Source organism: Ructibacterium gallinarum, assembly GCF_014982785.1.
Classification (GTDB): Bacteria; Bacillota; Clostridia; order Monoglobales; family Monoglobaceae; genus Ructibacterium; species Ructibacterium gallinarum.
In genome coordinates this window covers 101,125-125,061 of record NZ_JADCKB010000005.1, presented here as the reverse complement: position 1 = coordinate 125,061, position 23,937 = coordinate 101,125, and the positions used below count along the sequence as shown (strand labels likewise).

At 40.4% G+C, this 23,937-nt stretch carries 14 protein-coding genes and 1 pseudogene; 13 read left to right on the top strand and 2 right to left on the bottom strand.

The features are described 5' to 3' along the window. The coding region (locus INF28_RS03785; protein ID WP_226392140.1) for a hypothetical protein at positions 1–344 on the top strand (344 nt) is incomplete at its 5' end. A gap of 163 nt (positions 345–507) precedes the next feature. Here the strand turns inward: INF28_RS03785 and INF28_RS12820 are convergent. Next, positions 508–633 carry a hypothetical protein gene (locus INF28_RS12820; protein ID WP_264175677.1) on the bottom strand — a complete coding sequence of 42 codons (126 nt, stop codon included), beginning with the start codon at positions 631–633 and terminating at the stop codon, positions 508–510. An 8-nt stretch (positions 634–641) separates the two neighbouring features. Between INF28_RS12820 and INF28_RS13145 the strand changes: the two are divergent. Next, a pseudogene (locus INF28_RS13145) lies at positions 642–767 on the top strand (transposase); the annotation flags it as partial. A gap of 49 nt (positions 768–816) precedes the next feature. Beyond that, positions 817–1,281: a transposase gene (locus INF28_RS03780; RefSeq protein ID WP_404815135.1), complete on the top strand. Its 465-nt coding sequence runs from the start codon at positions 817–819 to the stop codon at positions 1,279–1,281. Between the two features lie 370 nt (positions 1,282–1,651). Here INF28_RS03780 and INF28_RS03775 read toward each other — a convergent pair whose 3' ends face one another. Beyond that, positions 1,652–3,889: a helix-turn-helix domain-containing protein gene (locus INF28_RS03775; RefSeq protein ID WP_226392139.1), complete on the bottom strand. Its 2,238-nt coding sequence runs from the start codon at positions 3,887–3,889 to the stop codon at positions 1,652–1,654. A 261-nt stretch (positions 3,890–4,150) separates the two neighbouring features. Between INF28_RS03775 and INF28_RS03770 the strand changes: the two genes are divergently transcribed. The 10 genes from INF28_RS03770 to INF28_RS03725 all read left to right on the top strand — a co-directional run bounded on the left by INF28_RS03770 (position 4,151) and on the right by INF28_RS03725 (position 23,906). Next, on the top strand, positions 4,151–5,551 hold the full coding sequence (locus INF28_RS03770; RefSeq protein WP_226392138.1) for an ABC transporter substrate-binding protein: 1,401 nt from the start codon (positions 4,151–4,153) through the stop codon (positions 5,549–5,551). Positions 5,552–5,593: 42 nt separating this feature from the next. After that, positions 5,594–6,493 carry a carbohydrate ABC transporter permease gene (locus INF28_RS03765; protein ID WP_226392137.1) on the top strand — a complete coding sequence of 300 codons (900 nt, stop codon included), beginning with the start codon at positions 5,594–5,596 and terminating at the stop codon, positions 6,491–6,493. A gap of 33 nt (positions 6,494–6,526) precedes the next feature. Further along, complete coding sequence (locus INF28_RS03760) at positions 6,527–7,411, top strand: carbohydrate ABC transporter permease (RefSeq protein ID WP_226392136.1); 885 nt, start codon at positions 6,527–6,529, stop codon at positions 7,409–7,411. A 91-nt stretch (positions 7,412–7,502) separates the two neighbouring features. Continuing rightward, positions 7,503–11,000, top strand: coding sequence for a sugar-binding protein (locus INF28_RS03755; RefSeq protein WP_226392135.1), 3,498 nt, complete (start codon positions 7,503–7,505; stop codon positions 10,998–11,000). Positions 11,001–11,034: 34 nt separating this feature from the next. Next, positions 11,035–12,870: a hypothetical protein gene (locus INF28_RS03750; RefSeq protein ID WP_226392134.1), complete on the top strand. Its 1,836-nt coding sequence runs from the start codon at positions 11,035–11,037 to the stop codon at positions 12,868–12,870. 27 nt (positions 12,871–12,897) lie between these two features. Further along, positions 12,898–15,186 carry an Ig-like domain-containing protein gene (locus INF28_RS03745; RefSeq protein WP_226392133.1) on the top strand — a complete coding sequence of 763 codons (2,289 nt, stop codon included), beginning with the start codon at positions 12,898–12,900 and terminating at the stop codon, positions 15,184–15,186. Further along, entirely contained in the window at positions 15,183–17,915 is a 2,733-nt protein-coding gene (locus INF28_RS03740) for a glycoside hydrolase family protein (RefSeq protein ID WP_226392132.1), read from the top strand. Before INF28_RS03745 ends, INF28_RS03740 begins: the two co-directional genes overlap by 4 nt. A 14-nt stretch (positions 17,916–17,929) precedes the next feature. Continuing rightward, positions 17,930–19,573, top strand: a complete 1,644-nt coding sequence (locus tag INF28_RS03735; RefSeq protein ID WP_226392131.1) for an S-layer homology domain-containing protein — start codon at positions 17,930–17,932, stop codon at positions 19,571–19,573. A 15-nt stretch (positions 19,574–19,588) separates the two neighbouring features. Continuing rightward, the gene (locus INF28_RS03730; protein WP_226392130.1) at positions 19,589–22,201 is read left to right on the top strand and encodes an S-layer homology domain-containing protein; all 2,613 of its coding nucleotides are present in this window, start codon (positions 19,589–19,591) and stop codon (positions 22,199–22,201) included. Positions 22,202–22,262: 61 nt separating this feature from the next. Continuing rightward, on the top strand, positions 22,263–23,906 hold the full coding sequence (locus tag INF28_RS03725; RefSeq protein WP_226392129.1) for an alpha-L-rhamnosidase-related protein: 1,644 nt from the start codon (positions 22,263–22,265) through the stop codon (positions 23,904–23,906). Positions 23,907–23,937 lie beyond the last annotated feature (31 nt).

The following is a 23,937-nucleotide window of genomic DNA, read 5'->3' as shown; positions in this document are numbered from 1 at the left end:
TGGAAAATACAAGCGGATATAAGGAGCCGCCTATGGTAATAGAAGAAAAGAAACTGCTAAAAAGTCATACCGACCCTGACTGCTGCTATGTGAAACAGCCGCGCAAAAAAGGACTGGGTTATCTATGTGAGATGACGGTAGATGCCAGCAATGGCATTATCACTGGAGTAGACTGTTTTGGAGCGAATCGTCGGGAAAGTGATATCATATTAAAACATCTCCAAAAGCAGCAAGAGACATTGGAGCTGGACATAAAGCATCTCACACTTGACAGTGGATATGATGTAGGCGCCGTATACAGGGGCTTAGAATTATTAGATATGTTCGTCCATAAAATTTCATAACAACGCATTGAAAAAAGGATTTGAATATGATAGCGCTAAAGATTATTTTGTTTGCCGGATGGGGAAAGACCTTGCTTTTAATAAATTGATGTTTAAGAAAGGTATCTTTAATTACTACAGAATGTATAACTTACCCCGTCAGGAGTGTATTGACTGTGAGAATTTACAGCATTGTGCTGTTGATTATGGAAGAATCAGAATGAATGCAAGTTCGCATTATGGTACCATGCACAGGAATCGCAAGCGTTGTTTCACTGACGAATACAAGCACCGAAAATATTGTGGTCATTTTGGAGCGAAGGGACCTTTTCGGTTCTTAAATGCGAGCATAAATTAAAACAAGTCGAAAAAAGAGGCATTCACAGAGTTTATGAAGAATGCCTCTTTTCGGCTTTGGCACTGAATTTAAAGCGGTTGGTTAAGAAGGCGCTTACGGGAGCCCCAAATTCATATTTTGCGATAACATATGCGTGTGTATATGCCATCAAATTATGGAAACAAACGATATAACTATTCTATTATTGATTTTTATGACAGAGGTATTGTTGCTAATATTACAGATCGACATATAACTGCCGATCTAGCCAAACGCACACTTCAGAAAGCGATTGATTCCCAGCCTGGGATAAATTTAAGTAATTTACTGGTACATTCCGACCAAGGAAGCCAGTACACATCCAAAGAATTCACCGAGTTTTGTGAAACCCTTGGAATTACACAAAGCATGAGTAAAGCTGGATATCCATACGATAATGCTCCAATGGAAAGATATTTCAATACTTTGAAGAATGATTTGATATATAGGCATTATTACCATACTGAGCAGGAGCTTTACGCAGCTATAGAAGAATTTGCGTATGTGCATTACAATCATGTACGTCCGCATTCTTATCATAATTACAAAACACCTTTCGAGGCACGCTGTGGGGCTGTATAAGTTCTGTGGCAAAATTAGGTTGTTGTGTTACAAAAATGCTTGGTCACAACAAAATATATGAGGATCTATTTGATACTTGTTATCTTAGGTGTTGTAACATGACTCCCGAATTTTATAATTTCATGTGAAGCACGTAAAAAGCTCATAGAATTTCATAAAATATGGGTTGAGGAAAAAATAGGTTTTAAAATACCATATAACCTTATAAAAAATTATGACGAAATGGTGTAAGAATGATGTAGAAATTAAATTTGAAAAAGCCTTTGTAACTTGTTGGATAAAATAGAACTTAAAACCTGCAATGTCGTCATCTAGGCATTGCAGGTTTTATATGTGTTTTGTATCAGTGGTTTGCTGAAAAAAGATTTCTTTATCCTTTGCGGTATTCGCCGGGGGTGGTACCTGTGACCATTTTAAACACTCTAAAAAATGTTCGCTTATTTGAAAATCCAGTCATTTCACAGATTTTATCTATAGGTAAATCGGTATTTTTTAGCAACTCTTTTGCATTTTCAATGCGAATATTCGACAATAGTTCCTTAAATGAAAATTTTGTATTATCCTGTATCATCCTGGTGATGCTGCTTTGGCTCATTGAAAAGACATCTGCCAGAATCTTTAGGGATAATTCGCTTGAATTGCAGTTCTCCTTGATATAAGTATATAAATCATCAAAGTTTGTTTTTGTATGCTTTAAGGATGATACATAATCGATAATCTGATTGATTTCGTTTCGTATTCCGGCGAGCGGCTGCGAGAGGATTTTATTTGTTATTTCAAAATCAAGCATTTCATCCATATAAGAAATTTTATTGATATGGATAAATTTGAGTATTGTATTTAAAATGTAATTATACAGCATTTTCAGTTCCCGTACACAAAAATCTTGATTTTTTTGTAAAAAGTTGTCGATTGTCTCAGTTATCCGGTTTTTGTCAAAGGATGAAAGCGCAGAGAACAAGGCTGATTCATCTGCGTTTGTAAATACAATCATGCTTTTAAATTTAAGGTCAATGACAGGTTGCTGTTCAGGCGTCACATATGGTACAAAGTTATTCAGCGCTTCCGCATGCGCCGCTTTTAGACCGGGTATATCATGATAGCTTTTGCTCATACCAATGGAGAGGGTGATATATTCAAAATCGTTTTTTAAATAGTTAAGCAAGTCTTTTAATAGTTTTCTCACTTTTTCATTTTGCTCAGCACGTTCCATATTGAGCACAATATCCAACACGTTATTTTGCGTAGGCAGTATATACGAATCAAACTCATCCGAGAACATCTCATATACAATATTATAAAGTCCGGTTTTAATTACTTCATACTCTTCTATACTAAATCTATCATAAAAATTCGATGCGGGTGATAACTGAAGCAATATAACTGAAAAATAATGATACTGAAAGTTTAAAGATTCCTCAAGGAATTTTTTTGTATCACTGTCATAGCTCTCAATCGAGTCTGGATTATTTAATAAATTAACCAAATAATTCTGCTGCGCATGAGGGAGAATTTTGTAGAGATATTCCCTTTCTTTCTTTGATTCGGCAGAAAGTGCAACAATTTCATACAGCAAGTTATTTGTAGAAGCGGTATGCTCTTTTTTAGCCAAAGACAGCCATACATTTTTGATCGGAACAAAAATCTTTCTTGCGTTTCTGGTGGCTAAAACGATAACAGTCAACAATGTTAATACATTGATAAGGATTAATATAATTGTATAAGGAATAAGACCGCCGTAAACGCTGCCCTTTGAGACGATAGAGATATAGGTATATCCAATGATGGAGGCATCATTGGAACTGGTTGATACAAAATATTTTCCGTCAGGCAGCGTATATTCAAAATCGGCGTTTGGATTGCTTAGTACATAGTCCAGAAAAGCCGGATCATTAATTTTTGCTGTATCATAATTTGGACTTAAGGAAAAGATGTCATTTGTAAATTTATTTAATATATAAAACTGCGTGGAAGACGTTTCAGTGTTCACCGGCAATAGAGAGGTAAGCTCAACATTAAAAACAAGATAGCGTTTTTGAGAAAAGCTTCCAATTTTTCTAAAAACGACAGGTATAGCGTTATATGTACCGTTTTGGGTCTTCAGCTCTCCGGGAGACAGCACTCTGAATGCTTCGGTACTAAAAAAGGTAAAATTATTCCAATACGACGAACTATAATCGTTATAGACAAGCTGGTTGGTAAAATAATCCCAGGAGTTAAACTCGCCGTCATTGCTGCAGACTGTGCGCTGGTCTTTGTCAAAAATAAATGTATTAATGATATGCAGATTGGAAGGGTCTATCTGTTCTATTGCGGAGCCAAGCTCCGGCGAGTATACCAAGGTGGAATCAGACAGTGCATTTCTGACTTCCGGTTGTGCAGAAAGCACCTGTGCAATATTTTTTAAAGAATCAAGATTCACATCTGCATTTTTGGATATAGAAAGCATGGTTTCTGTTGAGTATTCAATTATTTTATCTGCCAGATGATTAGCAGTCACAAATGTGATAATACCTGATACAATACTGACCAGCAGACAAGGGACAATGATTGATACCAGAAGGAATAAATATGTCTTTTTAAAAAGTCTTGTATTTTTTGTTTTCATTTTCATCCCCACCTAATCTGTATGTGTACATTTTACAAAACTCTGATTTAAAAGTCAACAAGAGCTGCGATGTCAAAATTTTCAAAAAAAAACAAATCAACGGCAGAATGGGCTTTGCGGCAGATGCCTTGCAAGAAATGACACTCGGGAAATTTTGTCACTATACAAATTTTGGGGAAAGAGATATACTGAATTCAAGCTGAATTGGCTTGATAGTGGAGTCAATCAGCTGCAAAATTTAAATGTAAAGGAAGAGTAAAGATGAAAAAAAGAATTTGGAAAACAGTAGTGTTAGTTACAGCCATAATTTTGACACTGGGGGTGCTGGGAGGCTGCGGAGCGGATCAGAACGCAGAAAATGGGCAAGTTGTCATATCCGTTGCAAACTTTGTCGATGAAAAGACAAACCCGGAAGTATATAAATCTCAGATGGAAGAAGTGGCAGGATTTGAAGCAGCATACCCAAATGTGAAAGTTGAGGACGCGAGGTGGGATTTTAACGTTGATACATTTTTGGCCAAGGCGGAAGGCGGAACACTACCAACATTATATTATGTACCCATGACTGAGGCAGAAAATATAATGAACCTAGATCTTGCCGCAGACCTTACCGATGAGTTTGAAAAAAGAGAAATGACAGATAAATTGTCAGAGTTCATTCTTCAGAAGATTTCAAAGAATAATAGAATTTATCTAATGCCGACAAGTTGTTATGATGTCGGAATTGCAGTCAATATCGATTTGTATGACCAGGCCGGTTTTATAGACGAAAATGGCAATCTGTATCAGCCGGAAACATGGGAAGACCTTGCGGGGGTTGCAAAGAAAATCAAAGATAGCACCGGTGTTGACGGCTTTATATTTCCGACCACACAAAACAATGGCGGATGGAGATTTACCCCAATCGCCTGGAGTTATGGCACAGTATTTGAAACGCAACTGGAAGATGGCGGCTGGCAAGCAACCTTTAACAGTCCCGAGTGTGTGAAAGCCATGCAATTTGTCAGTGATTTAAAATGGAAATATGACGTTTTACCGGAAAATGCATTGATTAGCGGTACAAACACGAAAGAGCAGTTCTCTGCCGGCAATGTTGCCATGACATTTGCGGAGCCGAACTATATTATTGAATTGGTGCAGAATTATGGCATGGATAAAAACAAGATCGGCATGCTCGGTATCCCGGCTGGTGACCAAAGACGTGTATCACTTATGGGGGGCGGCTTCTATGTAATCAATAAAGATTCAACACCGGAGCAGGTTTCAGCTGCCATGAATTTCATAGAATACAGGGGCTACACTTGTAATTTGACAGAAGAAAGGAAAGAAACTCTCGCAAAAGATTATGAAACAAGGGCGGCAAGCGGCGAACTGATCGGTCTTGAAAGCATCAGCCCATGGAAGGCGGAAAGTGAATACGGTGTTTATATTCAAGAACTGAATCGAGAAAACCTAAATGTAGATATCAATCATATCAAAAATTACAATGACAAAACTGGACTTGAATTCCAGCAGGAGGAGCCGAAAGATGCCCAGGCACTGTATGCCGTATTTGACAATGTCATTCAGGAGGTTTTGACCAATCCTGACGCTAATATTGAGGGATTGATTGAAAACGCGGCGAACGACTTCCAGCAGAATAATCTGGATTATGCAAATTAAAGCGGGAAAGGAAACACTATGTTACATACCTCGGAAATTAACTTGGCAACCAAGAAAAAGAAAAAAAAATTATTTACACGCGCCGATATCAGCGGTTGGCTGCTGATTGCTCCTTCTTTTATTTTAATGTGTGTGCTGATTCTCAGGCCGCAGATTATGGGAATGGTATGGTCAACGTTTGAAATGAAGGGTTTTCAAGTCGTTAAATTTGTCGGCTTGGATAACTTTAAACGCGTATTGACCAACACCGATTTTCTGCAGACGTTTATCAATACGTGGGAGTATTTAGGATGGTCGTTGGTAATTGGGCTTTTGCCGCCGTTTATCATTGCCATTGTCATGAATGAAATGGCTGTCTTCAGAAAAACAATCAGGACACTGGTATATTTTCCAGGCATCATGCCTGCCGTTGCCGTATCGGTGCTTTGGGCATTTATCTATCAGCCGAATGTCAGCGGCATGCTGAATGCCATTTTGGCAAAGTTTGGCGTTGAGCCATATGGCTGGCTGCAGGACGGACGGTTTACCATTTTATACATTATTATTAGTATGACGTGGTCAGGCATGGCCGGGACAGCGATCTATTATTTTGCCGGGTTGCAGGGTGTAAACAACGAACTGTATGAGGCGGCCATGATTGACGGAGCGGGATTTTTTACACGACTGCGTGTTGTGGTTATCCCTTACATGTTGCCCATGTTACTGGTTTTTGCGGCCAGACAGTGTATTGGCGTATTTCAGGTTGTTGACCAACCGTTGCAGATGACCGGGGGCGGGCCGAACAACGCTTCAATGTCCATGGGACTTTTGTCTTATAATTATGCGTTTGTCAATTACAGGCCGCAACTTGCGATGGTGGTGAATGTCATCACTTTCTGTGTGATTATGATATTTACATTGATATACAATCATGTAGATAAGCGAGCAAGCGAAAATATGTAATATCACATAGTGCAGAAAAGAGGCTAAATTAAAATGAAAAAAGACGATTTTTCGAATAGAATTAATAACGGCGCGCTTCGTCCTATGGATATGAAGGGCGCAAAGGGAAGGGTTACATATGGGATCCTTTCGGTGGTCATGCTTTTGCATCTATTAATTGTGTGTATCCCGGTAGTATGGATGATTATGTTGTGCTTTAAAGAGCCGGCAGAAATCTACAGCAAGACGCCTACCTTCTTTCCCAAATCCATTGATTTGGGAAAGATTGCAGGGTTGTGGAATCAGCTTGAGATTTATAGGTATTACCTCAATACCTTGATTGTAGCGGTCGGCTGTGTGATTTTTGATGTGGGGATCAGCGGTCTTGCCGGATACTCTTTGTCAAGACTGAAACCAAAGGGCAGCAGAGTTTATTTTGTACTTGTGTCTATTACAATGCTGCTGCCTGCTACAACCGCAATGGTGCCTAACTATATGCTGTATAAAGATTTGGGGCTGCTCAATTCCTATATTCCGCTTTGGCTGATCGCGGGGATGAATATGTTTCATGTTTTGCTGTTCAAGTCGTCTTTTGATGGATTACCGCTTTCGATAATAGAGGCGGCAAAGATTGACGGCGCCTCGGATATAAAGATTTTTTTGAAAATAGTTATTCCGATGAGTATGCCGGTTGTCGTAACCTGCTCAATCTTTACCTTTAACGGGGCGTTCGGTGACTTCTTCTGGCCATACCTTTTGATTACGGATCCTGAAAAAACTGTCATGGGCGTTCGGCTTTTTGAAATAAAGAACTCTAATCTCTCCATGGATAAGCAGATGGTCGCAGCACTTTTTACCCTCCTGCCGCAGGCGATTATCTTCATTCTATTCCAAAAGCAGATCATGGGCGGTATCAACATTGGCGGTGTAAAGGGATGATAATAGCATTCATATTAAAAAACAGAACTGGAAATCGTATTTTCGCACTCTGTTCTCAAAGATCTAAAGCAGTCTAAGAGAGGTGAAATAAATGAGTATTTATAAAAAAATGGTATTATTTACGCTTTCATTCATTTTGATTTTTCCATCCAATATGTTGGTATCTTTTTCGGCGGCGGAAGGCGCAAATGAAAGTTTAAGCGGATACACTGTCCTCTGGGATGAAGATTTTGACAACGTGAGGAGTGTATCCAGCTGTGTTGATTATTCTGAGCTGGATGTAAGTATTGCTGAATATGATGCAGAGCACGGGAGCAGCCTGAAGATGGTGATGGATGACACCAATAGTAAATATCCCAAAATCCGCAAGGACTTCGGACAGGCGTTTTCATCAGGAACGTTGTACTTGGGGTATGACATTTTGCGGACAGCAAGCGGACGAACAGAAGACGCATTTGGTGCGACGCCACAAAGCAGTTGGGGAAATGGCCTTTTTATGGCTTCCACATGGCCAGGGGGAACAACATCGTTATTCTCATATTATGAGAATTGTCATATTGATGCAATTAAACAACCATGGCCCAGCGGTGCAAGTCCCCAGTTAAACGAGTGGCACCATATAGATACCTGGTGGGATTTGGATAATCGTATCGCGTATTATTTTATTGATGGTGTTGAGGTAGGGCATACAACGATAACGAATGAATGTACAGAGATTTCAAGTTATGGTAGAAACGGAAATGGATCATACGGTACAGGCATAGAGTATCTTGACAATTATAAGTTAATCCACCTATCGGAAATCGGTAAAGAGATTGTTATCGACGGCATACAGGGAATTCCCGATTATATTGAGTCTCCTGTGATGCTTAGTTTAACAACTGATGAACTTGGAAATAACTTTTTTACCGAAGAAGGAGAAGTGAACGTTCAGATAAACGGTATCACAAAGGATGCAGTACAGGGCTCACTTTCGCTGAGTATAGCAGATGAATATGGTAATGTGATACTGCATGAAGACAGAGATATAGCAATAGACAGCAACGAAAGCAAAACGGAAACTTTTGTTTTCGGCTTCAAAAGATACGGTTATTATTATGTAACTTCTGATTTTACAGCAAATGGATATAATCCTGCAAGTACTGAGACAACACTTGTTTATCTGCGCAAATCAGAAGAGCAAAATCAGAGACTGGGATATAGTTCTCATTCAACGTGGAATTTTGGTACGGATGAAATTGAGAGGAAACTGGATTTGTTTGCAAAGACTGGTTTTAAGTATCAGAGAGAATCGGTTTATTGGTCGTATTTTGAACAAAACGGCGGAGAATCTTATGAATTTAACGAGCTGGATCAACGGATACAGGATGCGCTTAATAATTCAGACATAGAAATGTTTCAGTTAATGGGTGGTGTCGAGGCAGCCATTGGTAAAGACTTGCCGGAAACGGAAGAAGAATTCAGGCGGTTTGACGGTTATGTTTATAATCTTGCGCTTGCACTAAAGGATACGGTGCAATATTATGAGATATTTAATGAAATGAATTTAAGCAGTGAAGAGGACGGCGCCGAAAGATATGTTGCGGCACAAAAAGTTGCATACGAGGCGATCAAACGGGCGGATCCTGATAGTATTGTCTTATGCGGTGCAACGGCGCGGGTACCACTTGACTGGATAGAGATGCTGCTGAAGGCCGGTGCGGGGAATTATTTTGATGAGTTTTCCTGTCATCCGTATACGGTTGAAAACGTTCCCGAGACCGGGCGTGTGATGCAGGGAGAAGGTACAGCGGAGGATATGGTCATCAGCCTTAGAAATTTGTTGGATCAATATGGATTACAAAATAAGAAAATCACGATCAGTGAGCTATCCTACAGCTCAGGCGCCGGGTACGCAAGTGAGCGGCAGCAGGCGGCCTTTGGCCTTAGGCAATACATATTTACTCAAAAACACGTAGATCTGTTTATTTGGTACAACGATCAAGAAAAGGGTACGGATACCTCTTTGGAAAACAATTTTGGACTGATAACGAACTGGGGGGACAGCGGAGTGCCTTATCAGGCAAAACCAGTGCTTTTGGCGTTTTCGACGTTCAACAGTCTGCTCGCAAATGCTGAAAACCTCGGCAAGATAGACACGGAAAACGAGGACATATGGATATATCAGTTCAAGCGTGCTGATGAGAAGGATGTCCTTGCTGTATGGAATATGAACGATACGAATCAATCCATAGCCCTTGATCTGGGTACAGATAGTGCAGAGCTGGTGGATATGTACGGTAATAGCCGAACTATATATGCTTATAACGGTAAATTAAATTTTGACATATGCGGAGACGTCACATATTTAGTTGGCAACTTCAGTCAGGTTGATTTGTGTGAGGCAGAATTTTCTGCATATCAATACGAGACGGATGTAATAAAGGCTGAAGATTTTGACTTACGTTTGACTCTGCCGGCTGATGATAAAATCAAGATAGAGGCCGCCTGTTCGGATAATACTTCTGTGAAAGAAATTAGCGGGGATACAATCCGTTTCTCTTCAGGTGTCAACAACCAGGATGAAGAAAAGATTGTTATCAATGTTCAGTTTAACGGTAGGCTTGCATACACGCATAATGTAGAGCTAAATTATATCGAACCGCTCAGCTATACATACTCAATCATTCCGTATAATCAGCAGCGCTATCAGGGGGTCTTAAAAGTGACAAACCGGCGCAGCAGCAACGTATCCATGCAGCTGACCCTGGATAGTCCTGAAAGTCTTGCCGGCAAGACATACAATATTGACACCCTTGTACCGGGAAATGAGCGGACAATAAAAATTAACATCCCCATCGAGGACGCCGATATAAATCGGTTGGATATCTCCGGAACGATAACCATAGAAGGGGAAGAAGTCAATGACAGCATGGCTGTCACTCTTTCAAAGGAGTTCGGCTGTTTAAAATACGGAGACAAGAAACCGGTTATAGATGGCAAGCTGGATGACGGAGAATGGCATGAATTTTTGCCAATTAAAATTGACCAAAAATCAATGGCGCAGAAGAAAGAATGGAAGGGCGTTGATGATTTAAGCGGGACAATTTATACCATGTGTGATGATGAGTATTTTTATTTGGCGGCCGATGTGAAAGATGATATTTATTATGACGAGACCGAGCCGTCCACGGTCTGGGCGGTTGACAGCATACAATTTGCCATCGCAGTAAGTAATAAATTTGGCGCCGCAAGCACAGAAATCGGTTTGGGAATTGCAAACGGAGAGGCAACGCTGCAGAGCTTTATATCCCAGATGATAGGCGGTGAACAGGCTGCCGATACCTTTACGTTTTCCGACGACACCTTGTATGCGGTAAAACGCTATGAAGAGGAAAAGCGGACTGTTTATGAATTGCAGCTGCCATGGGATCAGATTTACGCAAAACCGATAAATATTAGTCACATGAAATCAATCTATTTTTCGGTGCTGATAAATGACCATGACAATAATTCGGCTGGAAGGGGATGGCTTGAGTATTGCGGCGGTATAGGCAGTTCAAAAAATCCTGAACTCTTTATGGAACTTCCGGTTTATAAAGTACAGTAATTTTATATAAAACCATAATGAAAGGATGACAAAAATGAAAAAAAGAAACTTATCTTTGCTGATTTTATGTGTTGCTGTAATACTTTTCTGCTTTGCCGATCTGTCTGTTTCGGCAGAAGAATCGATCACGCCGCAGGCGCTGCTTTCGCAGAAGGAAGAAGTGTTATGCGAAACTGTTCCCGGAAATATGACTTTACCGACCAATCAGAGTGTAAAAACTTTATCTGGAGCGACAACGCTTTCAAAAATTTTTTCTGTGAACTTAAATGATGACCAGGAATGTTTTCAAGTGCGATATGAACCGAATCAAAATAATCCGTACATGACACACAGATTTTTAGAAACAAATGACGCTGCGCCGACGCAGACAGTATCTATACAACTGTATCGGCCGTCTGAAACAGGTTCTAACGATTTTTGGATAGACTTGTTTTCGGATGGCACTGCTGCGGATGGAGCGACAAAAAGCAATCTCACAAGAGGATTTTTAAAACTGGATTCATATGGAAATCTTGTTATTTATAAAAATTTAATTTGGAACAGCGTTGGTGCTTCGTACGATACATCTGCTGGAGCGTATGACAGTGAAGCGGCTATTAGTGTGCCGTTCAGCAGTGACACTTGGCACACGATAAAAGTTCAGTATATCAAAGCGGATGGGACAACAAATTATTATCTGGATAATGACTTAATTGGCATAGTTGAGACAGATTATACTTCATATACAGATGATGGAGTTATATATACATGTGGGTATCCCAAATATTTTAGACTTGGCTGTAATGGAAATCATACATCTGAGATAAGCTTATACCTCGGTACCGTAAGCGTTGCCGGACAAAAAACAGTCAAAAAGGCCGTATACAGTATTACAGACGCCGTTGATACCGAGGGGAACAAAACACAGATATTGAATCAATACCGCGCGAGTGTAGTAGAAGATCCGACAGAAAGCGGACGGGGAAATGTGGTTCAGATGTGGTATTCGGCAGCTCCAGCAGAGTCTTCCGGAGCACAGACGACAGCGTTTGCCGATATAGAGATACCCGCATATCCTGATGAGCAAAACAATCTACGTTTTTTAGAATTTGATCTTTATAAGAAAGATAGTTTTGATTTGACGTTTGAGTTCATGAATGGTTCAACATATTTCTATTCCGTCTTGCAGCCTCCGGAATGGATAAGAAGTTACGGAGCCGGCGGAATCTCAACAAGATGGAGTGATATGGTACTATGGCTGACGGGTGGAACACGTACAGAAAATGTCGTAAATGGCTGGGGCGATAATTTTGGCAATGCACACTTTGCAGACAATACTTGGCACAACGTAAAGTTTGAATTTGATAATGTAAAAAAACGGATCCTGTTTTATGTAGACAACCGCTTTGTCTCCAGTTTTAATGACACAGATGATAATCTTTCTCAGGCACTTAAATTGAGATTGAGAGCGCCTAATCCGTTAATGGATACTAATAGCTATATGTACATAGACAATCTTAAAATTGGGTATTTGGCCGATGATATTCCTACAAGTGTGAAAATTGTCAATGCTGATACTGGAAGCGATGCACCGACCTTTAATGCAGAAAATGATCTTGCTGTAAAAGCAACTATTGCAAACAGCAGCGGCACGGCAATGGATTGTATGATCATCTGGGCCGCATATACTTCTGCGTCAGAAATGATAGATGTTCAACGCAAAGAAGTGTCGGTAGAAGATGGGACAACGTATCAATTAGACTATGATTCAGCTGAAGCAATGACATTTACGGTTCCGACCAATGCAGAGGTCATCAAGGCATTTATTTGGTTAGATGACGGACAACTGACACCGCTATGTGATTTAAGTGCAAGCAATCTGTCAAAATAATGGACATATAATTTTAAGGAGGACTTTATGAAAAAGCAAATGATAGCGATTTTCATGATAGCTGCAATCGTTCTCACAGTACCCGTATTTTCTGCGGGTATTGCACAGAATAGAGGAAACGGACTTGTTGCATATTATGGGTTTGATAATGACTATGAAGTCAGCGGCGCATATGCGAAGATTGTGGAGGATGAGCAAAAAGGCAGGGTTATGTACTTCGATGGGGATGGTACGAAAGAGTCCTATGCACAGCAGACATTTAGTATAAATACACCTATTGAAACGGATTGTATTACAATCGGGTTTGACGTTTGTGCAGGGCAGACAAATCAGTGGACTTTTACGCAGTTTATCAAGACCGTTGATAATCACGACATAGCTTTTGCTGCTTTTTATTTTACAGCGGACGGTAAGTTTGGATATATGAAAGAGCCGGCCTGGTCCACGCCGAAAAGCGAAGTGGACGGGACATTAACATCAAATTATGTGTATACTGATTATGAAGCAAACCAGTGGTTTCATATAGACATCATATTTGATATGTCAACCGGCAGGGCGGCTTGGTATAAAGACGGACAAAAATGGGGAGAAGGCAGTTCTTTTTCAAGAAGAGAAATAATGTTTGACACCATGCACATTACAATGCGCGGAGGAGAGGGATATAATGACAGCCCAACCGGCGATGAGTATTTAAAGTTTGATAATATCGCTTGCTTTAATACCTCCAAGAATGCTATTGAGGCAACCTGCGGATACACAGACTTGGAAAACAAAACGGTGCGCGCAGTATTTTCGGAGAGTATGACGAGTATAGATGCTGAAATATTAAACACCGAGACCGGAGATACTGTGGCGATGGATTCTATTGTACAGCATGACGCTGTTGCTGAGATTACTTACGTGGGCGATCTTGCGCCCAATACGCAATATGCAGTCAAAATAAAAAAAGACTCAACAGGTGCTGCGTCCGGAGAAATGGCAGAAGATATATTGCTGTATTTCCGTACAGCAGGTGATGCACAAACGCCCTCACAGGTTTTTTATTATGATTGTAATTCGTCTGATACGACGCCCGCGTTTGAAGAAACCGAATACCAATATCGTAAGGATGTCGGCGAAGAACATGGAACGGTTATATCATTTGCGGCAAAGACAACAGCAGGGACAGATATAAGCGAAGTCCCGCTGCCTTTTGAGGAATATGACTACACTGCCCTGAGTTTTGATTTTATGATTCCAAATGCAAACCGCACCGGATATATTTATTTCATGGGAGATGCTAATAACAATCCGATTTCATTTGTTTTTAACAAAAATGGATATCTGCTTGGTGGATCCGGATGGATTGGAGCGGGAGGTGGCGCAGACTATGATGCCATAAAAGATTTACCCACTTTTATGGGGGCATACGAAATCGGCGAATGGATAAGTTTTAAAATTGAGTATGATAAAGCAAAAGATATCTTCAGCTATTATCTCAATGGGGAAAAGATCAAAGAGGATGTAGCAATTGCAGGGTATAACGGCTTTCGGAGCATGACAGTTGTGCAAAATAATAAGCTTGCCGAAACACTAATTGGAAATGAAGCAATCTATATAGACAATATTCTATACGAAAAATATGTTTCTGTTCCATATGTGGAAACCGTCGAGTTTTCTGCGGTAAATGGAGCCGTCTACGGTCCTCTGGCAGAGATAAACGCAGTCGTTTATAAAATAGATGTTTGCTTCAGCGGTGAGATCAATCCCGAGACATTGACAGATGAAACGATTAAGCTATATTGCAACGGAGCAGAGGTTGTGTATGAAAAAGGGATTTATTCGGCCGATGAGATGAGATATACAATTTATCCAAAAGAGATTCTTATACCGGGTAATATGTTGTATGTAAGCGTCAATGGCGTTGAAAATTTTAATGGAGATACGCTGGCTGCGTATAATACCTATATCTATCAGGACGAAGCCGCGGGCGGCTTTGCGATACTCGAACTGCAGTACGTAGATGAAAATGGCAACCCAATTATAGAAAAATGTGAAGGTCCAGTTTATGGAAGTTGTGTGATAGCAAATAATACAACCGAAACAAAAACGATTTTGGTGGTTAGCGGTGAATATATTAAAAAAAAATTAATGGGTTTTCACTTCACAGAAAAAAGCTTAAATCCGGGAGAAATATTTACAGTAAATGCAGTGAATCAGCTTGTAACTGCTGAAAATACGCCGGGTTCAGATTTGGTCTTAACGGTACTTAATGGTGCAGAATTGCATTCTCCGCTGACGGACAAGGTTACCATTGAAGGGTCGGGAAGCGAATGAAAAAGAAAATTTTGTTAGTTTTGTTGTTTTGTGTATGCTTAATCGTTACGAAAGTATTTGCGGCTGAGCTTGATATTCAGATGCAGAATAACCAGATAACGGTAAGCGGACAGGCGGAAGAAAAGGTTTCAGGCAAAAATTTTACTGTAAGTGTATATGAAGGAGACGATACGGATAGATCGATGGCCAAGCTTGTATACTTGGATCAGTGTACAACGGGAACAAGAGGTTATTGGTCAGAATGTTTTAGCATGGGGAACCGTGCAGATGGCATGTATACTATAGTGGTTGGTGGTTTAAGTTCTGAAGCTGTGACTAAAAGTTTTTATTATACCAATAACGCATTAAAGACAAAACTTGCGGGAAATGCCGAACTTAGCGGAGATTCTTTAATAGAAGTATTAGGTGACGGAACCTATACAATGGAATTCCCAGACGCAAAGACGTCAACAATTATACATACAGGTTTTGACGTTGTCGTGAACAGTGATGCTGCTAATCTCACCGTTTGGCTTGGCGGCAAAGCCAATGTCAACCCTTGGAGCGGAAGTGACATATATGGTACAGTGCGATTTACGGATGTCGGGGAATTTGGCGTTATTACAGAATTAAACAGCTGGTTCATGGCGGATGGCATTGCGTCTTATATCAATGGTGAGAGTTACCATGTGGATATGTGGATTGATATGGACAGAAAAATCCTGTCTGTGTATCTTGACGGCGCACATTACAAAACCTTGCGGTTAAACACCGGCCTTACAGCGTTATATAATGTTGTTTTCCAATTTACCGGGGCCAGCAGCGGTCAGAAAACACTGTTGCAAAATGCCGTATTTGAAACTGCTGCGTACGGTGATGTATTTACAGAAGCAAGGCCTTCTTATGTTGATGAGCGTGTAAACGTCTTCCTTACAACAGATCGGCCAGGCAACATATTTTTTGACGAACAGCATGTAAAGTTCAATATGAGTGCAGTAAACAGGGAAAATGCAGCACGGAATTATGCTGCGGCACTCAATGTTCTGGATACAAACGGTAGTATTATTTATACTGAAAATTTTGATTTATCCCTTAGGGCATATGAAATGAAAACGGAATATCACACCATAGATATGAATGAAGCTGTTTTACAATTTGGGATGTTTACGGCGGAACTTATCTTGACTGACAAAGTGGACAGTTCACAAATGATCAAAACATCGTCCAGATTTTCAGTTGCAAACGGATCGGCAGGGTTAAATACCAAGATGGGAATACACACCATGTTCGGACATGGATACGGCGATGCGGCAACAAATATGTCGCTGATGAATAATGGCGGATTTGGCCTTATCAGAGATTACATATCTTATGACCAGTACAAGCAGGCAGACGGAACATATATGTTGCCGGAAAGGTATAATGTGTGGAAGGAGTATGCTTCCGAGTATGGTATAAAGCCAATTATTATTGTGTCCGGGACTTTTAACGATGGCACAGGTGTACCGAGCAATGCCGCCGAACGCAGTGAATTTTCAGACTATGTTCAAAATCTTGCCACCGAGCTTATGGGAACAGTTGATACTTTTGAGTTGTTTAATGAACTTAACTGGGACTTGAGATACGATCCAACGACTTACGCAGAACTCATTATTACGGCAAAAGATGCATTAAAAAAAGCTAATCCAAACGCCAAGCTGCTTGTTATGGCAACAGCCAGAGCCGGTAATCAGGCGCAGACATGGATAAAAAATGTGCTGATCTATATCAGGGATACCAAGCACTTAAATCTTGCGGATTATATAGACGGCGTATCTATTCATCCGTATAAACGAGTGAACCGTTCACCGGAAACCGGACAGACCGCTCAAGATGAAGATGGCACACTTAGGGAACAAGTCATCGGCGTCCGGAAGCTCCTTGATGATTTTGGACTTACCGAAGTGAAAATTACTGCAACAGAAATGGGCTGGAGTACTTCTGATGAGTATTCAGAAGGCTGGATTGAACCGCCTTATGTTACAGATGTCCAGCAGGCAGAGTATAGCGTTCGCGCCGGGGTGTTGCTGTACGAGGAGTTAGATGGAATGTGCTGGCATACCCTCAATAACAAAATTAATGAAAGTGCATTTGAAACGAATTTCGGATTAACAAAGGCGTGGGCGGGCGAGGAACTGCCATATGAAGCAAAGCCTGCCTATCTTGCGCTGACAAACTTTAATACACTGTTAAAAGGTGCGGAAAGAACCTCACTGGATATTAGTGATGATAACACCTTTTACACGGGAGTGTTCGAACGACCTGATAGTTCTGAAGTTACGGTAATGTGGACAACGGATGGTACAATTCAAAAACCCTATACAGCATCAGGAAATTGTATTAAAGTATATGATATATACGGGAATTGTGAGATGTTGTACAGCAGCGATAAAAGCTTTGACCTTTCGGTTACAACATCGCCAATATATATTACAGCTGTTACCAATATAGAAAACGTGAGTATTTTTGACGGGGATATCGCAAATACAAAATATGCAAAACTGGACTTGGGGTCACCACTTGGCGTAGATGCTTTACTCATTATTGCATCATATAAAGAGAAAAAACTCCTTGATGTAGCAATCTGTCATGTGGCACATGATTTTTCCGGATGTGTAGATACCGGGAAAATTGATATTTTAGATGCTGACACCGTCAAAGCATATTTATGGGATGAAGCATTAACCCCAAGGCTGAAAATAACAGCGTAAGAATGGAGGAAAGTATGAAAAAATTTATAGTACTGTTTGGATTGATACTGACGATATACTCAACGAATTGTTTTGCACAAATACAGACAGATGACAATGGAACCTTTGTGGTATCGGATAGTCAATACGCTGTTGGTGAAAAAATATCCATTGAGGTGTATAAGCCGGGCAAGAAGTTTTCGGATTTGCAGGCTTCCCCAGAGGCTTTTCAAGATAGTTTGCTGTATTGGGAGCAGACGGAAGCAAACGAAAATGGAAATTTTTATATTGAAATTATCTTGGACAATGAGGAAGCTGAATCTGGCATATATACAGCATATATATATCCTGAATCCTCTAAGGCGATAACGCCAGAAAAATTTTTGTATACGAATCCGGAAACAGCAAAGATATATGTTGAACAAATAAAAACAGCTTATCATGAGAATAGAATTGCTGATATAGAAGACATTATCAAAAATCATCCGTATGAGCTTTGGATTGACGATGTGGCAAAGGAATATTGTCCCTATATTGCAAGTGTTGTGACCTCATATATGCAGGATACCGATCCGAATCTCTCTGAAGCAAAAATGGTTTTTAGGATTGCGGGGGGGATGGCAAAATTAAAAAATAACCGTTTAAGCGGGAGTGTGTTGGATGAATCCATACAATTTTCTCTCGACACTAGCCCTATTCGAGAGTTCTTGGGCAAAGACTATGTAACGGAGGCAATTGGTAGGGCAATGACATCAAGGCTTACAGGAGTCTCTTTCGGTAATATTTCGGAATTTGAATCTAAGCTCACTGAGGCATTTGTGCTTTCGGTTGTGGCAGATCCAAATGGTTTAGCGAATACCAAAGAGGTTATGAAGGCTTTTGCGGAGGAAATTGGAACGGGTGCAACGGGCAGCGATGCACGGTACAATTATGTATCAAATAAAAGTTTTGAAAGCTATGCAGAATTAAAAGCAACTTTTGATGGCTACCGGGACAACAACGGTGGAGGAGGAACCTCATCCAGTTCTGGCATGTCTGGGACTGGTTCTTCAAACTCTGGCTGGGGCGGTACATACGTGACGGAAGATAAGGCTACTCACAATGAGAATATTTCTGCACAGCCGATCCCTCAAAATATCTTTGATGATATTGGAAATGTTCCATGGGCTATTGAGGCCATTGTTAACCTTGCTGAGCAAAAAATTATTAACGGCAGATCAGAAAACCGATTTGAGCCGAACGAAAATATCACAAGAGAAGAATTTATAAAAATTGCTGTAGGTGCGTTTATTCCGGATGAGGAAGCTGCGGAGATTAGTTTTAGCGATGTCTCACGGAATGACTGGTCTTATGAATACATTGCAAAAGCTTATGGCTTTGGAGTAATTGTTGGTTATGATGACGGACGTTTCGGTAAAAATGATTTTATTTCCAGGCAGGATATGGCTACTGTTCTTTTCAGGCTAGCGGAAAAATTAGGCTATACATTTGACAATGGTTCTGAGGGAATTGTTTTTGATGATGACGGGATTATATCAGACTATGCAAAAGACGCTGTTTATTCTCTAAAAGCCATTGGCGTGATCAACGGAATTGACGAATATAATTTTGCGCCAATTACAAACGCAACACGGGCTGAGGCGGCAAACATGATATATTCTTTAACACAACAACTTTAATAGGAGGGTACGAATATGAGAAAAGTAGTAAGTTTCATACTTGCAGTATTGCTCATAATAGGAGCCTTGCCTGTATTGGCCCAGACGGCAGAAGGCGTGCAGGATATAAGTAATGAGCTAAATTTGCTTTCGGCGTTGGAAATTGTGGAAAGTATAGATGTGAATGTTTTGGATAATCATATCTCCAGAGAAGAATTCGCATACTATATCGCCAAAATGAGCGGAATATCCGGCAGTGATACGGTTCGATATTTCATTGATGTCTCAGCAGATGATTATGCTTTTGCCTACATAAACGGACTCGTGGAAAACAAAATTATTTCCGAAAGTGATGATAAATATTTCAGGCCAAACGACCCCATAACGCAGGATGAAGCGGTAAAGATGGTGATTTCTGCGTTAGGATATACCACGGATGCCCGTGTCCGTGGAGGCTTTCCAACAGGGTACAGACAAATTGCATCAAGGCTTGAAGTATGGGATCAATTCGGTGATATGTTTTTAACATATCGCGATGGCTTTTGTATGATTTTTAACACTCTAAAGACACATGTTTGCAGTTTACAAAGCATAGGTACATCCGGCGATCAGGTAAGTGCTCAATATGTTGAAAGCGACGAGACGCTATTGGAAGTCGTTTTTGATATCGTATATGCTAAAGGCATGGTTCGTACGACATACGGCGGGTCGGTAGATTCTGCGGATCAGGTGGAGGCTAATCAAGTCCGTATTGATACAGAGATATATGAGCTGCCCGAAGGTATAGATGCTGAGGAATATCTGGGTAATTATGTCGAATATTTCTTTCAAGATACTCAAACACGATACAACACGCTTGTTTGTATGTATCCTGCAAAAACCGCTAAAGAAGATCTGGTTATCAATATTGATGATTTTGATCGCCTGGATGGGACAAAGCTGTACTATTGGTCTTCAGACCGGCTTAGAAATTTGGATTTTCAGAATAATCTAATTGTATATAATGGCAGTCTGTTGACAGATAATGTGAAAGAATTTTTTGAGAATCTTAATAAAGGCACAATTACAATCAAAGATGGTAACGGTGATGGCGCGTACGATTATGTTTTTGTTAAAAATTATCGCAATTTTTATATTAATGCAATTAACATTAATCAAATTTATAATGAATTAGAGCCATCCGATGTGATAGATTTAGATCAGATAGAGAACTTGTTAATATACAACAGCGGAGAAAGTGTTACGGCATCGGATTTGCTGAGAGATTCGCTCTTGTCGGTTGCTTCCAGTGCTGACAATACAATTGTAGAGATAATCATAAATTCTGAAATTGTAACAGGTGTCCTTGATTCCAAAAACGATAGTGAAGTTACAATTGACGGTACAACCTATAAGATAGAGCGGAGTTATCAGGATGCGTTTGAGAGCAAGACGATAGTCGGAGGAAACTATAGTTATATTATAGACCATTTGGGTAATATTGCATATGTTTTTCAGGCTGATGCAAGGCGGATGACTCTTGGATATATCATTGATATGGTTTCAAATAATGATCCTTTTGACGCAAAACCTATTTTTAAAATCCTATCATCCGACAATGAGATCTTTACAGCCACAGTTGCAAATAATTTAACCATTGACAGTATAAGATATAGAGATCCGTCCGTCCAAGCAGTTGAAAACGCCTTAATCAATAGTGGATCTCTTTCACAGCTAATTCAATATGAACTAGACAGCAACGGAAACCTAAAGGACATTGATACGCTTTACGTTGGGCCAGATGAAGACCCTGAATATTCTCTCTCCAGAGTGTTTGAAACTGTGGAGAGCCGGTGGTATCACAGTGGCCGATATGGATTTGTAGCGTTGTGCAGTGGGACAGAGACAACAACTTTTTGTATTCCAGAAGACGGAAATACAGATGAAACAAATTATTATACGCGTAAAGGCGCCGTTACTGAAAGTACTGATACTGCTGCAACTTTAGATGCGTATTACGCAAGCAGCGAAAGCGGATATGTTGATGCAATCATACTAGAGAGAGATGTCAATTTATCTGAGCCGGAAACAGCATTAATGCTCGAGGAAGTTGCTCAAACCATTAATGAAGAGGGAGAAGTATTATATAAACTTTCTGGGTATTCGAATGGTTCCTTTGTTGAACACACCCTTGATTCGGATGTAGATACAAAAGATTTACAAAATAGTCGCAAAGGAGATTTGCTGGTAATTTATCAAAATGATAATGGAAAAATAAATATGGTAAAAAAGGTGTTTGACGGCCAGAGTGACGGCAATGGAACGATTGGCTGGGAGTGTGAAACAGATACCAGAAAGTTGCTGGTGGAAGGGATGACGACGACGGCTGGTGTTGATGTAAAACACGCCGCAGTACTCAATCTTTCGTTTGGATATGTAATGAAAAATTATGATGGAATAATTGCCATAAGTAAGGATATGATCGCTCCCGTAGGTGAACGGATTATCGTAGAAGGAAAGATGTGTCCAATGTACGATAAAAAAACAGACACAATTGAATTAGTAGATTATAGTGCCATACTTGGCTATAACGACGTTGGCAGTGAGTGTACAAGATTGATTCATCAAACTTGGTATGATGGCGATCGAGGAGTTTATCTGTATAATTAGTCATATTTCAAATGAGGAGTCATATTTCGTATTTTACTCCTCATTTGGCACATAGAGGTGAATGATGTCAAAGGGTTCTGGTATTGATAAAAGGCAAAGAGAATATATAGATCCGGTCAAAATCATATATAAGACTGAAGATGTTGAAAACGCAGAAATACTGCTCGGCAATGCTCCGGTACAGCCGGTGTTTGCAAACATGTCGTATTGTCTGATGAAAAAGGGGTCTTCAGTTATACTGGATTTTGGCAGGGAGCTTAATGGCTCAGTTAGACTGATCACCCACTATATTGAGGGCCGGTCGAAAACAGCCGCACTACGTATCCGGTTCGGCGAATCGGTCAGTGAGTCTATGGCGGAGTTAGGAGAAAAAAATGCGGGAAATAACCATACCGCAAGAGATATTATGTTTATCGCGGCTGCAATGGGAGCGGCCGAATACGGAGAAACCGGTTTTCGATTTATAAAAATTGATGTAATAAATGACGTTACGGTACAATTCCAGAAAATACATGCAGTCTATATCCATGATACCGCACAGATGGTGGGCAGTTTTGCATGCGATGATCCGCTTTTAAACAGAGTATGGCAGACCGGCGCATATACGGTGCATCTGAATATGCAGAATTACATATTTGATGGAATAAAGAGAGACCGGCTGGTATGGATCGGTGATATGCATCCTGAAGTTTCAACGATCTGCAGCGTTTATGGAGAACATGAAAGCGTGTACCAAAGCCTGGACTTTGTGAGAGATGGAACACCCGCAGATCAATGGATGAATAATATTCCGACATACAGCATGTGGTGGCTGATCATACAATATGATTGGTATATGCAAAACGGAAACCTGGAATATCTGAATGAACAAAGGCAGTACATAACAGACTTAATTAACAATGCCGCCAAATGGATTGCAGCATATAAAATCACCAGAGACTTTGACCGGTTTGTTGATTGGAGCTCACATCTGACAGAATGTGCGGATGCGGGGGTTATGGCAATATTCATTTTAGGGTTTCAGGCGGCAAAGAATATTTTTAAACTGTATAGTGACGAAGCGATGGCGCTCAAATGTGAATATACAATTGCCAGCTTAACGAACAGAACTTATCCGTATGCAAAGAACAAGCAGATTGCGGCGTTGGCCTCTCTTTCTGGGATTGCTGACAGTGAGAAAGTATATGATGAAATTTTATCAAAAGATTTACTACATGGTTTATCAACATTTCTCGGATATTATACGCTGCTGGCAATGGGCAAAGCAGGGAAACATAAGGATGCCTTAAGTATAATCCGCGGGTATTGGGGAGGTATGCTGAAAATGGGAGCCACCAGCTTTTGGGAAGACTTTGATCTTGCATGGACGAAAAATGCTTTCCGAATAGATGAACTGCCGGTTGAAGGGAAAGATGATATCCACGGTGACTTTGGAAAGTTCTGCTACACCCAGTTTAGGCACAGCTTATGCCACGGCTGGGCGAGCGGCCCGACGCCGTTTTTGAGCCACTGCATTATGGGTGTTAAGATCCTTGAAAGCGGATGTAAAAAAGTAAAAATCACACCGCAAATGTGCGATTTGAAATGGTTGAAGGGGGCTTACCCAACTCCGTATGGCAGTATAGAGATAGAACATTGCTGTGATAAAAAAGGTAAGATATTCAGTAAAATAAAAGCGCCGGACGAAGTGGAAGTACTTTGGTAAAAAACGTTGGAGGATAACCTTAATTAGAGAA

Bases quoted from the DNA above. Each gene is read 5' to 3' on its own strand.
- INF28_RS12820 (WP_264175677.1), bottom strand. From the start codon at position 633: ATGACCACAATATTTTCGGTGCTTGTATTCGTCAGTGAAACAACGCTT.
- INF28_RS03775 (WP_226392139.1), bottom strand. From the start codon at position 3,889: ATGAAAACAAAAAATACAAGACTTTTTAAAAAGACATATTTATTCCTT.
- INF28_RS03770 (WP_226392138.1), top strand. From the start codon at position 4,151: ATGAAAAAAAGAATTTGGAAAACAGTAGTGTTAGTTACAGCCATAATT.
- INF28_RS03760 (WP_226392136.1), top strand. From the start codon at position 6,527: ATGAAAAAAGACGATTTTTCGAATAGAATTAATAACGGCGCGCTTCGT.
- INF28_RS03755 (WP_226392135.1), top strand. From the start codon at position 7,503: ATGAGTATTTATAAAAAAATGGTATTATTTACGCTTTCATTCATTTTG.
- INF28_RS03750 (WP_226392134.1), top strand. From the start codon at position 11,035: ATGAAAAAAAGAAACTTATCTTTGCTGATTTTATGTGTTGCTGTAATA.
- INF28_RS03745 (WP_226392133.1), top strand. From the start codon at position 12,898: ATGAAAAAGCAAATGATAGCGATTTTCATGATAGCTGCAATCGTTCTC.
- INF28_RS03740 (WP_226392132.1), top strand. From the start codon at position 15,183: ATGAAAAAGAAAATTTTGTTAGTTTTGTTGTTTTGTGTATGCTTAATC.
- INF28_RS03735 (WP_226392131.1), top strand. From the start codon at position 17,930: ATGAAAAAATTTATAGTACTGTTTGGATTGATACTGACGATATACTCA.
- INF28_RS03730 (WP_226392130.1), top strand. From the start codon at position 19,589: ATGAGAAAAGTAGTAAGTTTCATACTTGCAGTATTGCTCATAATAGGA.
- INF28_RS03725 (WP_226392129.1), top strand. From the start codon at position 22,263: ATGATGTCAAAGGGTTCTGGTATTGATAAAAGGCAAAGAGAATATATA.